Source organism: Streptomyces populi (genome assembly GCF_002911015.1).
GTDB classification, from domain to species: domain Bacteria; phylum Actinomycetota; class Actinomycetes; order Streptomycetales; family Streptomycetaceae; genus Streptomyces; species Streptomyces populi.
In genome coordinates this window covers 1-13,761 of record NZ_KZ627003.1, presented here as the reverse complement: position 1 = coordinate 13,761, position 13,761 = coordinate 1, and the positions used below count along the sequence as shown (strand labels likewise).

At 71.9% G+C, this 13,761-nt stretch carries 9 protein-coding genes; 2 read left to right on the top strand and 7 right to left on the bottom strand.

What is annotated here, in order from left to right; genetic code table 11:
- The 5 genes from CW362_RS39905 to tkt form a co-directional block, all read right to left on the bottom strand.
- A partial coding sequence (locus CW362_RS39905) for a glucose-6-phosphate isomerase (RefSeq protein ID WP_476756089.1) occupies window positions 1-845 on the bottom strand: 845 nt, incomplete at its 3' end.
- Entirely contained in the window at window positions 838-1,773 is a 936-nt protein-coding gene (gene opcA / locus CW362_RS39900) for a glucose-6-phosphate dehydrogenase assembly protein OpcA (protein ID WP_103554490.1), read from the bottom strand. The genes opcA and CW362_RS39905, both read right to left, overlap by 8 nt.
- Window positions 1,770-3,491 carry a glucose-6-phosphate dehydrogenase gene (gene zwf / locus CW362_RS39895; RefSeq protein ID WP_240658303.1) on the bottom strand — a complete coding sequence of 574 codons (1,722 nt, stop codon included), beginning with the start codon at window positions 3,489-3,491 and terminating at the stop codon, window positions 1,770-1,772. The genes opcA and zwf overlap by 4 nt, the downstream gene beginning before the upstream one ends.
- Window positions 3,488-4,657, bottom strand: a complete 1,170-nt coding sequence (gene tal, locus CW362_RS39890) for a transaldolase (RefSeq protein WP_103554489.1) — start codon at window positions 4,655-4,657, stop codon at window positions 3,488-3,490. The genes zwf and tal overlap by 4 nt, the downstream gene beginning before the upstream one ends.
- 19 nt (window positions 4,658-4,676) lie before the next feature.
- Window positions 4,677-6,752 (bottom strand): transketolase, encoded by a 2,076-nt coding sequence (gene tkt / locus CW362_RS39885; protein WP_103554488.1) that lies wholly within the window; start codon window positions 6,750-6,752, stop codon window positions 4,677-4,679.
- A 146-nt stretch (window positions 6,753-6,898) separates the two neighbouring features.
- Here tkt and CW362_RS39880 point away from each other — a divergent pair, with 146 nt between their 5' ends.
- A complete protein-coding gene (locus CW362_RS39880; protein WP_103554491.1) occupies window positions 6,899-7,813 on the top strand; it encodes a helix-turn-helix transcriptional regulator in 915 nt (304 codons plus the stop codon).
- Between the two features lie 71 nt (window positions 7,814-7,884).
- Here CW362_RS39880 and CW362_RS39875 read toward each other — a convergent pair whose 3' ends face one another.
- Both CW362_RS39875 and CW362_RS39870 read right to left on the bottom strand, forming a co-directional pair.
- Entirely contained in the window at window positions 7,885-9,291 is a 1,407-nt protein-coding gene (locus CW362_RS39875) for a glycoside hydrolase family 16 protein (protein ID WP_103554487.1), read from the bottom strand.
- Window positions 9,292-9,531: 240 nt separating this feature from the next.
- A complete protein-coding gene (locus tag CW362_RS39870; protein WP_420856899.1) occupies window positions 9,532-10,827 on the bottom strand; it encodes a L,D-transpeptidase in 1,296 nt (431 codons plus the stop codon).
- Between the two features lie 325 nt (window positions 10,828-11,152).
- Between CW362_RS39870 and CW362_RS39865 the strand changes: the two genes are divergently transcribed.
- Window positions 11,153-13,761, top strand: a 2,609-nt coding sequence (locus tag CW362_RS39865) for an FAD/NAD(P)-binding protein (protein WP_206301209.1), incomplete at its 3' end; no start/stop codon positions are given.

The following is a 13,761-nucleotide window of genomic DNA, read 5'->3' as shown; positions in this document are numbered from 1 at the left end:
AGACCGATCGCCGAGTCGTAGGAGTAACGCCCGCCGACCCAGTCCCAGAACTCGAACATGTTCGCCGTGTCGATGCCGAAGTCCGCGACCTTCTCCGCGTTCGTCGACAGCGCCACGAAATGCTTGGCCACCGCCTCCTGACCGGCCTTCAGACCGGACAGCAGCCACTCACGCGCCGAGGTGGCGTTGGTGATGGTCTCGATCGTGGTGAACGTCTTGGAGGCGATGACGAACAGCGTCTCCGCCGGGTCCAGGTCACGGACGGCCTCGTGCAGGTCCGCGCCGTCCACGTTCGAGACGAACCGCACGGTCAGCGAGCGGTCGGTGAAGGAACGCAGCACCTCGTAAGCCATCGCCGGGCCCAGGTCCGAGCCGCCGATGCCGACGTTGACGACGTTCTTGATCCGCCTGCCGGTGTGCCCGGTCCACTCGCCCGAACGGACCCGGCCGGCGAAGTCCGCCATCTTGTCCAGGACCGCGTGCACGGCCGGGACCACGTTCTCGCCGTCGACCTCGACTACCGCCTCCCGCGGCGCCCGCAGCGCGGTGTGCAGCACCGCCCGGTCCTCGGTCACATTGATCTTCTCGCCCCGGAACATCGCGTCCCGCAACCCGAACACGTCCGTGGCGGCGGCGAGTTCCTGGAGCAGGGCCAGGGTCTCGTCGGTGATCAGGTGCTTGGAGTAGTCGATCCGCAGATCACCGACCTGGACGACGTAGCGCTCGGCGCGCGCGGGGTCGGCGGCGAACAGGTCGCGCAGGAGCGGGCCGCGCATCGTGACCGCGCGGTGGTTCTCCAGGGCCGTCCACTCCGGACGGCTCACGGGCTTGGGGTACTCAGACATGGCGGGGGTTCTCCTTGGGGGCCTCGCCGCGCAGGGCGACGGCGTACATCTCGTCCGCGTCGAGGCGGCGCAGTTCCTCGGCGATCAGCTGGGAGGTGGAGCGCACCTTCAGGGCGAGGGTGCGGGAGGGCTGGCCGGGCAGGGACAGGGTGGCCAGCGGACCCTCGGGGCGGTCGATGACGATCTCGCCGCTCTCGGTGCCGAGCCGGACGGCGGTCACCACGGGGCCCGCGGTGACGACGCGTTCGGTCTTCACCCGGAGGCGGGCCTCCAGCCAGCGGGCCAGCAGTTCGGCGCTCGGGTTCTGGGCCTCGCTCTCGACGGTCGCCGAGATCACCTTGGCGCGGGCCTGGTCGAGCGCCGCCGCCAGCATGGAGCGCCAGGGCGTGAGCCGGGTCCAGGCCAGGTCGGTGTCGCCCGGGGCGTACGAGGCGGCGCGGGCCTCCAGCGCCACGAGCGGTTCCTCGACGGCGTACATGTCGGTGATCCGGCGCTGCGCGAGGGCGCCCAGGGGGTCCTTGACCGGGTTGTCGGGCGCGTCCACCGGCCACCAGACGACGACGGGTGCGTCCGGCAGCAGCAGCGGCAGGACCACCGAGTCGGCGTGGTCGGAGACGTCGCCGTACGTCCTCAGGACGACCGTCTCGCCGGTACCCGCGTCGGAGCCGACGCGCACCTCGGCGTCCAGACGGGAGTGGGTGCGGTCGCGCGGGGTGCGGGCGACGCGCCTGATGACGACCAGGGTCCGTGAGGGGTGTTCACGGGAGGCCTCCTCGGCCGCCTTGATCGAGTCGTACGCGTTCTCCTCGTCGGTGACGATGACCATCGTCAGGACCATGCCCACGGCGGGGGTGCCGATGGCACGGCGCCCCCGTACGAGCGCTTTGTTGATCTTGCTTGCCGTGGTGTCGGTCAGGTCGATCTTCATGGCCTGCGCCAGCTCCGTCCGTCTCGTGCGAGCATCTCGTCGGCTTCCTCGGGGCCCCAGCTGCCCGAGGGGTACTGCGCGGGAGTGCCGTGGCTCTCCCAGTACCCCTCGACCGGGTCGAGGATCTTCCAGGACTCTTCCACCTCCTGGTGGCGGGGGAAGAGATTGGCGTCGCCGAGCAGGACATCCAGGATCAGCCGTTCGTACGCCTCGGGGCTGGACTCGGTGAACGACTCGCCGTACGCGAAGTCCATGGTGACGTCCCGGATCTCCATCGAGGTACCCGGCACCTTCGATCCGAAGCGCACGGTCATGCCCTCGTCGGGCTGGACGCGGATGACGATCGCGTTGGCGCCGAGTTCCTCGGTGGCCGTGGAGTCGAACGGGGAGTGAGGTGCGCGCTGGAAGACGACCGCGATCTCGGTGACGCGGCGGCCGAGACGCTTGCCGGTCCTGAGGTAGAACGGGACGCCGGCCCAACGGCGGTTGTCCACCTCGAGCTTGACGGCCGCGTAGGTGTCGGTCGTCGAGGCGGGGTCGATGCCGTCCTCCTGGAGGTAGCCGCGCACCTTCGCGCCGCCCTGCCAGCCCGCCGCGTACTGGCCGCGCACGGTGTGCTCGCCCAGGTTCTCCGGCAGCTTCACGGCCTTGAGGACCTTGAGCTTCTCGGCGAGCAGGGAATCGGCGTCGAAGGCGGCCGGTTCCTCCATGGCGGTCAGCGCCATCAGCTGGAGCAGGTGGTTCTGGATCACGTCCCGGGCGGAGCCGATGCCGTCGTAGTAGCCGGCCCGGCCGCCGATGCCGATGTCCTCGGCCATCGTGATCTGCACGTGGTCGACGAACGACCGGTTCCAGACGGGTTCGTACATCTGGTTGGCGAAGCGCAGCGCCAGGATGTTCTGGACGGTCTCCTTGCCCAGGTAGTGGTCGATCCGGAACACCTGGTCCGGGTCGAACACGTCGTGCACGATCCGGTTCAGCTCGCGGGCGCTCGCCAGGTCGCGGCCGAACGGCTTCTCGATGACCGCCCGCCGCCAGGACCCCTCGGGAGCGCGTGCGAGCCCGTGCCTCTTGAGCTGCCGCACCACCTTCGGGAAGAACTTCGGCGGTACGGAGAGGTAGAAGGCGTAGTTGCCGCTGGTTCCCCGCGAAGCGTCCAACTCGTCCACGGCCGAACGCAGTTGCTTGAACGCCGCGTCGTCGTCGAAGTCGCCGGGGATGAACCGCATGCCCTCGGCGAGCTGCTGCCAGACCTCCTCGCGGAACTCGGTCCGCGCGTGCTCGCGCACCGAGTCGTGCACGACCTGCGCGAAGTCCTGGTCCTCCCACTCGCGGCGGGCGAACCCGAGGAGCGAGAAACCGGGCGGCAGCAGACCCCGGTTGGCGAGGTCGTACACCGCGGGCATCAGCTTCTTGCGGGACAGGTCGCCGGTGACACCGAAGACGACCAGGCCGGAGGGGCCCGCGATCCGGGGGAGCCGGCGGTCGCGCGGATCGCGCAGCGGGTTGTCCCAGTCGGCCGCCGGCGCGCCGGGGCGGGCCCCGGCCGTCGGCACGCCGGGCGCCTCGGCGTGGGTTCCGAGTGCCGGGGCGCCGAGCGCCTCGGCGAGGCCCCCGGGCGTCAGAGCGTCCGGTTCCACGGCCGCGTCACCGGATCCCTGCGGCGCGGTGGCCGCGTCCTGCGTGCCCCCCTCGGGAAGCTCCTCACCCTCGTTCATTCCCCTTCGACTCCCTTGCCCCGCAGGGAGGCCGCCACCGCTTCGAGGAGGTCCTCCCAGGCCGCCTCGAACTTCGAGACGCCCTCGTCCTCCAGCTGCCCGACGACCTCGTCGTAGGAGATCCCGAGGGCCTCGACCGCGGCCAGGTCGGCCCGGGCCCCGTCGTAGCGGCCGGTCACCGTGTCGCCCTGGATGTCGCCGTGGTCGGCGGTGGCGTCCAGCGTGCCCTCGGGCATGGTGTTGACCGTGCCCGGTGCCACCAGCTCGTCGACGTACAGGGTGTCCTTGTACGCCGGGTCCTTGACGCCGGTGGAGGCCCACAGGGGGCGCTGCTTCTGCGCACCGTGGGCGGCGAGGGCCGTCCAGCGGGCGTCGCCCTCCGCCGTGCCGTCGGCGGTGCCGAACACGTTCTCGTACGCCTCGTAGGCCAGACGGGCGTTGGCGAGCGCCGCCCTGCCCCTGAGCGCGAGGGCGTCGTCCGAGCCGTCCTTCGTGAGCCGCTTGTCGATCTCGCTGTCGACGCGGGAGACGAAGAAGGAGGCGACGGAGTGGACGCCGGCGAGGTCGATGTCCGCGGCCAGCGCCCGCTCCAGGCCCGCGAGATAGGCGTCCACGACCTCGCGGTAGCGCTCCAGCGAGAAGATCAGCGTGACGTTGACGCTGATGCCGAGGCCGATGACCTCGGTGATCGCCGGGAGTCCGGCCTTCGTCGCCGGGATCTTGATCATGACGTTCGGGCGGTCGACGAGCCAGGCGAGCTGCCTGGCCTCGGCGACGGTCGCGGCGGTGTCGTGCGCGAGGCGCGGGTCGACCTCGATGGAGACCCGGCCGTCACGGCCCGCGGTCGCCTCGAACACCGGGCGCAGGACGTCGGCGGCGGCGCGTACGTCCGCGGTCGTCATCATGCGGACGGCCTCGTCGACCGTCACCCCGCGCACGGCGAGGTCGGTCAACTGCCGCTCGTATCCCTCTCCGGAGCCGATGGCGGCCTGGAAGATGGACGGGTTGGTGGTCACGCCCACCACGTTCCGGGTGGCGACGAGTTCGGCCAGGTTGCCGGACTCGATCCGCTTGCGGGAGAGGTCGTCCAGCCAGACGGAGACGCCTTCGCCGGAGAGGCGCTCGAGGGGTACCGCGGTCGCGGTCGCTTCGGTCACAGTGATCATCTTCTTTCGTGCGGACGGATCAACCGCGCAGGACGGCCAGGGATTCCCGCGCGGCGGCGGCTACGTTCTCGGCGGTGAAGCCGAACTCGGCGAACAGCGTCCCGGCGTCGGCCGAGGCGCCGAAGTGCTCCAGCGAGACGATCCGTCCCGCGTCACCGACGTACCGGTACCAGGTCAGGGCGATTCCGGCCTCGACCGCCACGCGGGCCTTCACGGACGGCGGAAGGACACGGGCCCGGTACTCCGGGGACTGTTCCTCGAACCACTCGACGGACGGCATCGACACCACACGGGTGCCGGTCCCCTCGGCCTCCAGCAGCTCGCGCGCCGCGACGGCGAGCTGCACCTCGGAGCCGGTCGCGATCAGGACGACGTCCGGGGTGCCGGAGGAGGCCTCGCGCAGGACGTAACCGCCGCGCGCCGCGTCGGGGTCGGCCGGGTAGGTCGGTACGCCCTGACGGGTGAGCGCCAGACCGTGCGGGGCCGGGTTCGTGGCGTGGCGCTTGAGGATCTCGGCCCAGGCGACGGCCGTCTCGTTGGCGTCGGCGGGGCGGACGACGTTGAGGCCGGGGATGGCGCGCAGCGAGGCGAGGTGCTCGACCGGCTGGTGGGTGGGGCCGTCCTCGCCGAGGCCGATCGAGTCGTGCGTCCACACGTACGTCACCGGGAGCTGCATCAGCGCGGAGAGGCGGACGGCGTTGCGCATGTAGTCGGAGAACACCAGGAAGGTGCCGCCGTAGATGCGGGTGTTGCCGTGCAGCGCGATGCCGTTCATCTCCGCGGCCATGGAGTGCTCGCGGATGCCGAAGTGGATCGTGCGGCCGTACGGGTTCGCCTCGGGCAGCGGGTTGTCCGCCGGGAGGAACGAGCTCGTCCTGTCGATCGTGGTGTTGTTCGAGCCGGCGAGGTCGGCGGAGCCGCCCCACAGCTCGGGGATGACCGCGCCGAGGGCCTGGAGCACCTTGCCGGACGCGGCGCGGGTGGCGACGCTCTTGCCCGCCTCGAACACCGGCAGCGCGCTCTCCCAGCCCTCGGGGAGCCGGCCGGCGACGATCCGGTCGAAGAGCCCCGCGTTCTCGGGCCGTTCGGCGCGCCACGCGCCGATCCGCCTGTCCCAGTCGGCGTGCGCCTCGGCGCCCCGGTCCAGGGCCCGGCGGGTGTGGGCCAGCACCTCGGCGTCGACCTGGAAGGCCTGCTCCGGGTCGAAGCCCAGGAGCCGCTTGGTGGCGGCGATCTCCTCGTCGCCGAGCGCCGAGCCGTGCGCGGCCTCGGTGTTCCGCGCGTTCGGGGCGGGCCAGGCGATGATCGTGCGCATCGCGATGACGGAGGGGCGCCCGGTCTGCGCCTGCGCGGCCTTGAGCGCGGTGTACAGGGCGTGCGCGTCGACGTCGCCGTCGGGCGCGGGCTCGACGCGCTGCACGTGCCAGCCGTACGACTCGTAGCGCTTCAGGACGTCCTCGGAGAAGGCGGTCGCGGTGTCGCCCTCGATGGAGATGTGGTTGTCGTCGTAGAGGAGGACGAGGTTCCCGAGCTTCTGGTGGCCGGCGAGCGAGGAGGCCTCCGCCGAGATGCCCTCCTCCAGGTCGCCGTCGGAGACGATCGCCCAGACGGTGTGGTCGAACGGGGACCCGCCCTGCGGCGCGTCCGGGTCGAACAGGCCGCGCTCGTAGCGGGCGGCCATCGCCATGCCCACCGCGTTGGCGACACCCTGGCCGAGCGGACCGGTCGTGGTCTCCACGCCCGCGGTGTGCCCGTACTCGGGGTGTCCGGGCGTCTTGGAGCCGTGGGTGCGGAACGCCGTCAGGTCGTCGAGGCCGAGTTCATAACCTGACAGGAAGAGCTGGGTGTAGAGGGTCAGCGAGGCGTGGCCGGGGGAGAGGACGAAGCGGTCGCGGCCGGTCCACTCCGGGTCGGCCGGGTCGTGCCGCATCACCTTCTGGAAGAGCGTGTACGCCGCCGGGGCCAGGCTCATCGCGGTCCCGGGGTGGCCGTTGCCGACCTTCTGCACGGCGTCGGCCGCCAGCAGGCGAGCGGTGTCCACGGCGCGGCGGTCGAGCTCGGTCCAGGTGAATCCGTCGGAGCCCTGCGTGCTCATCTTCAAGAAGTCCTTACGAAACGTGCTGCGGTACAGCCTTTTCGTTCAAATCTAAAAGTCAGACTTTTGCTGGGGAAGGTGCCCGCGTGTCAGCCTTCGGTGAAAGTGGGACACATGGAGCCGTGGTGAGCCGACGCGAGAAGGACATGAAGGACAGAACCACCCGAGGCGGCACCGGCGGTGAAGGCGTCCGGGACGGGATCAGGACCTTTCCCTTTCCGGCCGATCTGAGCCTGTCCGGCGTGGGCATGCAGGTCGGCGCGATGGGGGCCGGGCGTACCTGGCACGCGGAGGCCCCCCTCGAACGCGTGCACCGCATCGACTTCCACGTCGTGATGCTCTTTCACGAGGGGCCCGTCCGGCACATGGTCGACTTCGCCGAGTACGAGGCCCGGGCGGGCGACGTCCTGTGGATCCGGCCCGGCCAGGTGCACCGCTTCTCCAGTGCCGACCCCTACCGGGGCACCGTCCTGACCATGCAGCCCGGATTCCTGCCCCGCGCGACCGTCGAGGCGACCGGCCTCTACCGTTACGACCTGCCCCCGCTGCTGCGTCCGGACGCGGCCCGGCTGGCCGCGCTCGAACACTCGCTCACCCAACTGGAGCGCGAGTACGTCGACACGACCACGCTGCCGCTCAGCCTGCACACCTCGGTGCTGCGGCACTCGCTCACCGCGTTCCTGCTGCGCCTCGCCCATCTGGCGGTGAGTTCCGCCGAGGTGGCGGTGGCCCACCAGCGGGCGGACACCACGTTCACCCGTTTCCGGGACGCGGTCGAGAAGGACTTCGCCGTCAACCACAGCGTCAGCGCCTACGCCGACGCCCTCGGGTACTCGCGCCGCACCCTGGTGCGCGCCGTGCGGGCCGCCACCGGCGAGACGCCCAAGGGATTCATCGCCAAGCGGGTCGCCCTGGAGGCCAAACGGCTCCTCGCCCACACGGACATGCCGATCGGGCGCGTCGGGGCCGCCGTCGGTTTCCCCGACTCGGCCAACTTCTCGAAGTTCTTCCACCAGCACACGGGGGCGACCCCGGTGGCCTTCCGGGCCGAACTGCGCTGAGCGGGGCGGACCTCGTGGGTCCGCCCCGCCCGGTCGGCCGTGTCACGGGTGGCCGTGCCCCGGTCCGCCCGTCAGTGACCGAAGTCGAACCAGTTGACGTTCACGAAGTCGGCGGGCTGTCCGCTGGTGAAGGTGAGGTAGACGTCATGGGTTCCGGTCACGGAACTCATGTTCGCGGGCACGGTCCTCCAGGACTGCCAGCCACCGGTGTTGGCCAGCGCGAAACTGGCGACCGGTGTGCTCGTGCGGCTGTCGAGGCGCACCTCGACCAGGCCGCTGACCCCGCCCGCCGCGCCGCTCGCGACCCGGCCGTAGAACTGGGTGGCCGCCGAGGAACCGAAGTTGACGCCCTTGTACACCGCGTAGTCACCGTTCGCGATGGTGCCGATGTCCTGGCCGCCGCCGGTGTCCGTGGTGGTCTCGGTGACGACGCCGCTCTGGCTGTCGTAGGACTCGGCCTGGATGGCGCTGTAGGCGTCACGGTTGCCGGTGGGAGGGGGAGTGGTGCCGCCGCCACCGCCGCTGCCGGCCGCCTGGAGCACCTGGACGTAGTCGACGACCATCGGGTGCCCCGGCTCCGTGCCGCTGTCGGGGCCGCCGCCGAAGGCGCCCGGGAAGCCGCCGCCCATCGCGACGTTCAGGATGATGAAGTAGCCGTGGTTGGTGGCGTTCGCCCAGGTGGTGGCGTCGACCTGGTTCGCCTTCACCGTGTGGAAGTTGACGCCGTCGAGGTAGAAGCGGACCTCCTCGGGGCTCGTCGACCTGTCCCACTCCATCGCGTAGGTGTGGAAACCGGCCTGGCAGGTCGTCCCGGTACAGGGCGTGTTGTTGCCGATGCCGCTGGTCTCGTTGCACGGGCCGCCCGGGTTGGTGCCGCAGTGCATCGTGGCCCACTCGGTGTTGAGGCCCTGGACGTTCTCCATGATGTCCAGCTCGCCGACGCCGGGCCAGTTCTGGTAGTTGCCCCGGTAGGGCGCGCCCAGCGCCCAGAAGGCGGGCCAGTAGCCCTTGGCGGCGGCGCCGGTCACGTTCGGCATCTGGATCCGCGCCTCCATGCGCAGCTTGCCTCCGGCGGGGGGCTCGAAGTCGGTGCGCCTGGTCTCGATGCGGCCCGAGGTCCAGTTGCCCGAGGCGTCGCGGCGCGGGGTGATCAGCAGGTTGCCGTTGCCGTCCAGGGCCACGTTGCTGGTGCTGGAGGTCATCGTCTCGACCTCGCCGGTGCCGAAGTTGGCCGGCCCGCCGGGGTAGCTGGTGCCCGTCGTGTACTGCCAGTTGGTGGTGTTGACGCCGCTCCCCGCGGCCCCGGTGAAGTCGTCGACGAAGACCTGGGACCAGCCGGTGGGGGGTGTGGGGGCGGACGCGTTGGCGGGGAGCGTCGCCGCTGTCGCGGCGGCCGCGGCCAGGCTCAGCGTGCCGAGCACGGCGACGAGCGCGCGCCGGACGGAGCCGCGTCTGGACGTGCCGGGGGTTTCACTCATGGATGCCTCTTCGCGTACGGAGTGTGGGGTGCGCGGGTGGGGTGTGAGAGCGCTCCCATGAAATTTGAGAGCGCTCTCAACGGAGGTGCGCGGCCAATGTGCTCTCTGTCACTCCGGTCGTCAAGAGGTGAAGCCGAGAAAGTCCTTTCGCCGCAAGGGAGTTCACGGCGTGAAGGAAGGGAGAAGGCCCGATGAGCGCGCTGCGGCGGGCAGTTGAAGTTCGTTCGCCTGGTTCGGCCCTCAAAGGGCGCTGCCGGCCTTCCAGTCGGCCCACGACAGGTTCCAGCCGTTCAGTCCGTTCGACGCTTCGACGGTCCGCTCACCCGAGTTCTCGACGACCACCACGTCGCCGAGCATCGAACTCTCGTAGAACCGGTAGCCCGGCGCGGAGCTGTCGTGCGCGCCCTTCGTGTCGCGCAGTCCGATGCAGCCGTGGCTGGTGTTGCTGCCGCCGAACACCGAGGGCGCGGCCCAGTAGTTGCCGTGGATGAAGGTGCCCGAGGTGGTCAGGCGCTGGGCGTGCGGCACGTCCGCGATGTCGTACTCGTCGCCGAGCCCGACCGTCGAGGACTCCATCCGGGTCTCCTCGAGCCGCTCGCTGATCACCATGATCCCGGACCACGTGGTGTGGGCCGCGGAGCCGCCGCTGACGGGGTAGGTGGCGAGGACGGCCCCGTCCCGCTCGACCGTCATCGTCTTCTTCGCGAGGTCGACGGTGCTCACCTGGCGGCGGCCGATGTGGAAGGTGACGTCCTTGGACTGGACGCCGTGGACGCCGTCCGCGCCCTCGACGTCCTTGAGGCGCAGACTCAGCGTGATCTTCGTGCCCGCCGCCCAGTACCGGGCGGGGCGGAAGTCGAGCCGGGTGTTCCCGAACCAGTGGCCGACCACTTCGACGGCCGGCTCCGCCGTCACCGTGACGGCCTTTTCCACGGCGGCCCGGTCCGTCACGGCGTGGGTGAAGTTGATCGACACGGGCATGCCGACGCCGGAGGTCGAATTCGCCTCGGGCGTGAAATAGCCCGCGAACGTCTCGCCCGGGGACTTCGTGACGAACGTCGACGTGTGCTCCGCGGCGCCCGCCGCTTTCACGGTGACCGTGTATTTGGTGCCCGAGTACGGATTCCTGTCCGAGGTCCAGCGCGTGCGGCCGTCGGTGAAGGATCCGGCCAGAGCGGAGCCGTCGTTGCCCGACACCTCGACCGCCGACAGGGTGCCGTCCGTCACGGAGACCACGACCGGACCGGTGAAGTCGGCCCTCTTCGTGTCGTCGGCGGGGGAAACGGTGACCGTCGGCTTCCTCACCTGCGCCTTCGTCCTCGTCCCGGCTCCGGTGCCACCGGTCGCCGCCGTGTCCTTCCCCTCGGTGGTGTCCGCCGGGCCGCCGCATCCGCTCAGCGCGAGGGCCGGTACGGCGGTGCCGAACGCCGCGAGGACTCCCCGTCGTGACCAGGCCCGACGCCCCGGACCCGGCACCATCCGTCCCGGCTCCCGGGGTGCGGACTCGGGACGGTTCGATATCTCAGGGACGCCCACGGAACGCCTTTCCTCGGTTCTTTCGCTCATCACCACTCGGGGTGCATCCTGCGGGACTTCCCTGGGTTGATTCTTTGAATCCGACCGTCCCCGCCTGAGATTCCGGTGAGGACGTCCGGGGAGACGGCCTGAATCCACGGTTGCCGGGCCGCCCCGAATCGTGAACAGAGTATGAAGCGTCTGTTCGATCCCTGAGTTCTTCCGTGAGATCCACGAGAACTCGACGAGAGCCCGCTTCCGGGAGTCCCATCCAGGCTCCCGGTGAGCGGGAACGAAGGAGCGGTCCCGCTCGCCGGAACCGAGCCGACCCACGCCGGAGGCATCCGTGAACCCAGCCCGTGAGCGGCACACCGTGGCGATCGTCGGGGCGGGCGCCGCCGGCACGCTCACCGCCGTGCAGCTGTGCGAGACGGCGACCCGCCGTCGTACCCCCCTCGGCCTCGTCCTGATCGACCCCGCTCCCGAGGCCGGGCGCGGCGGCGCGTACGCCACCACCGATCCCCGGCACCGGCTGAACGTGCCCGCGGGAGGCATGAGCTGCTACCCCGACGATCCCGGCCACTTCACCCGATGGCTGTGCCGGCACGGCGAACCCACCGTCAGGGGAACCGACTTCGCCACCCGCTACCGGTACGGCGCCTATCTCGCCGACACCCTGGCCCGGGCGATCGTCCACGCCCACGGCACCGTCGCCGTACGCCGGCTGCGGACCAGGGCGGAGGCCTGCGCCCCCACCCCGGACGGGAGGCTGGGACTGCGGCTCCTCGACGGGGACGGCCTCGTGGCCGACAGCGTGGTCCTCGCCACCGGACCGGCCGCCACGACGGGTGACTGGGCCCCGCCCCGACTCCGTGCCTGCGCACGCCTCATCGGCTCGCCCTGGGCGCCGGGAGCCCTCGACGGACCGCTCGCCGGACCGGCCGACGGCGCGGCCGACGACGTCCTCCTGGTGGGTACGGGGCTCACCGCGGTCGACCTCGCGCTCAGCCTCGGCCGCCCCGGACGCACCGTGCACGCCCTCTCCCGCACCGGTCTGCTGCCGCAGCCGCACGCGCTGAGCCCCGCGCCGGCGATGGCCGCGCCCGAAGGGCTCGACGCGCCGACCCTGCCCGCGCTGCGCCGGACCGTCTACCGCCACATCGGCCGGGCCGTGCGCGCACACGGCGACTGGCGTCCCGCGCTCGACAGCCTGCGCCCGCACACCGCCCGCCTGTGGCGCAGCCTCACACCCGAGGAACGCGCCGCCTTCCTGCGGCGCGAGGGCGCGCTCTGGAACACCCACCGGCACCGGATGGCACCGACGACGGCCGAGTCGCTGGACCGCGCCCGCACGACCCGGCGCCTGCGCGTGCACACCGGCACGATCACCGACGCCGTCGCCCGGCCCGACGGCTCGGTGCTGCTCACGCTCTCCGACGGGAGCCGCATCACGGCCGGCTGGGTGATCGACTGCACCGGACCGGGACCGCGCCCCGAAGACCCGCTCTGGCGCTCGTTGTTCGGCACGGGCGCCGCCGTGCCCGGCCCGCTCGGCCTGGGCGTGGCGACCCGCGACGGCCGGCTCCTCGACGCCGGGGGCGGGACGGGACTCCCGGTGTTCACCCTCGGCGCCCCGCGCCGCGGTGAACTGTGGGAGACCACCGCCATCCCCGAGATCCGGGTCCAGGCCGCGGACCTGGCCGGACAACTGCTCGCGCCCCTGGCACCGCGACGGCGCCCCGGGCGCCGCCGGCCGCTCGACGCGCACGGGCTCCCGCTGTCCACCCACGCCGAGGCGGCCGCCGCCCACCGCACCGGCCTCGAACGGGTCCTCAAGGTCAGGTCCGGCGCCGAGGACGCCTTCGCGCGGGCCGTCGCCCTCGATCCCGGCTTCGCGCTCGGGCACGCGGCCCTCGCCCTGCTCGGCCACGAGTGCGGCGCCGACGTCGACGTACCGCTGGCGCTGGCCGAGGCGCGGCGCTGCGCGCGGGAACGGGCCGACGCGCGCGAGCGGTCCTTCGTCGACGTGGTGTCCCGCCGCGTGCACGGCCGGAGCCCCGGCGACGGCGCCCGTGCCCTCCTCGGGCACCTGGCCGCGTACCCCGCCGACGCGCTGGCGCTCGCGGCGGCCGTGCCCACCATCGCCTTCTCCGGCATCGACGACCTCGACACGGCATACGCGCTGAACCTGGTCGAGCGTTCCTCGCCCGCCTACGACGGCCACTGGTTCCCGGCCTCGCTCCTCGCCTTCCTGCGCCAGGACCAGGGCCGCCACGACGAGGCGGCCGAACTGGCCGGGCGCGCGCTGGCCGCCGAACCCGCCTCCGGACACGCCGTGCACGCGCTCGCCCACGTCCACTACGAGTCCGGCGACCACGAGAAGGGCCGCGACTGGCTGGACGCCTGGGTGTCCGGGCACGGACGGGGCGCCGTCCACCGTGCCCACTTCTCCTGGCACGTCGCCCTGCACGAACTGGCCCTGGACGATCCCGCGGCCGTCCGCAGGCGCTGGTTCGCGCAGCTCGCGCCGGGGCGGGTGACCGGCGTACGCGCCCTGGTCGACTCGGGGTCGCTGCTGTGGCGGGCCCGGCTGAGCGACAGCTGGCGGGGGCGGGTCCCGGCGGCGGACGTGCTCGACAGCGTCGCCCGCGAGATCGTGGAACGCCCCGCGACCGCCTTCACCGCGCTGCACGCCGCCGTCGCGCTCACCGCCGCCGGTGATCTCGCGGCACTGCGCCGACTGCGCGACCACGCCGCGGGCGCCGACGCGGTGCAGCGCGAGGTCGTCGTCCCCCTGTGCGAAGCCCTCGCCGCCCTCGTCGAGGAACGCTTCCACGAAGCCGCCCGGGGGCTGGACGCGCTCCTGCCGGCCCTCGGCCGGGTCGGCGGCAGCGCGGCCCAGCGCGAGGTCGTCGAGGAGACACTGCTGTACGCCCTGGTCGCGGGGGGGCGCAG

Coding starts and splice junctions, on each gene's coding strand:
- opcA (WP_103554490.1), bottom strand. CDS start 1,773: ATGAAGATCGACCTGACCGACACCACGGCAAGCAAGATCAACAAAGCG.
- zwf (WP_240658303.1), bottom strand. CDS start 3,491: ATGAACGAGGGTGAGGAGCTTCCCGAGGGGGGCACGCAGGACGCGGCC.
- tal (WP_103554489.1), bottom strand. CDS start 4,657: ATGATCACTGTGACCGAAGCGACCGCGACCGCGGTACCCCTCGAGCGC.
- tkt (WP_103554488.1), bottom strand. CDS start 6,752: ATGAGCACGCAGGGCTCCGACGGATTCACCTGGACCGAGCTCGACCGC.
- CW362_RS39880 (WP_103554491.1), top strand. CDS start 6,899: ATGAAGGACAGAACCACCCGAGGCGGCACCGGCGGTGAAGGCGTCCGG.
- CW362_RS39875 (WP_103554487.1), bottom strand. CDS start 9,291: ATGAGTGAAACCCCCGGCACGTCCAGACGCGGCTCCGTCCGGCGCGCG.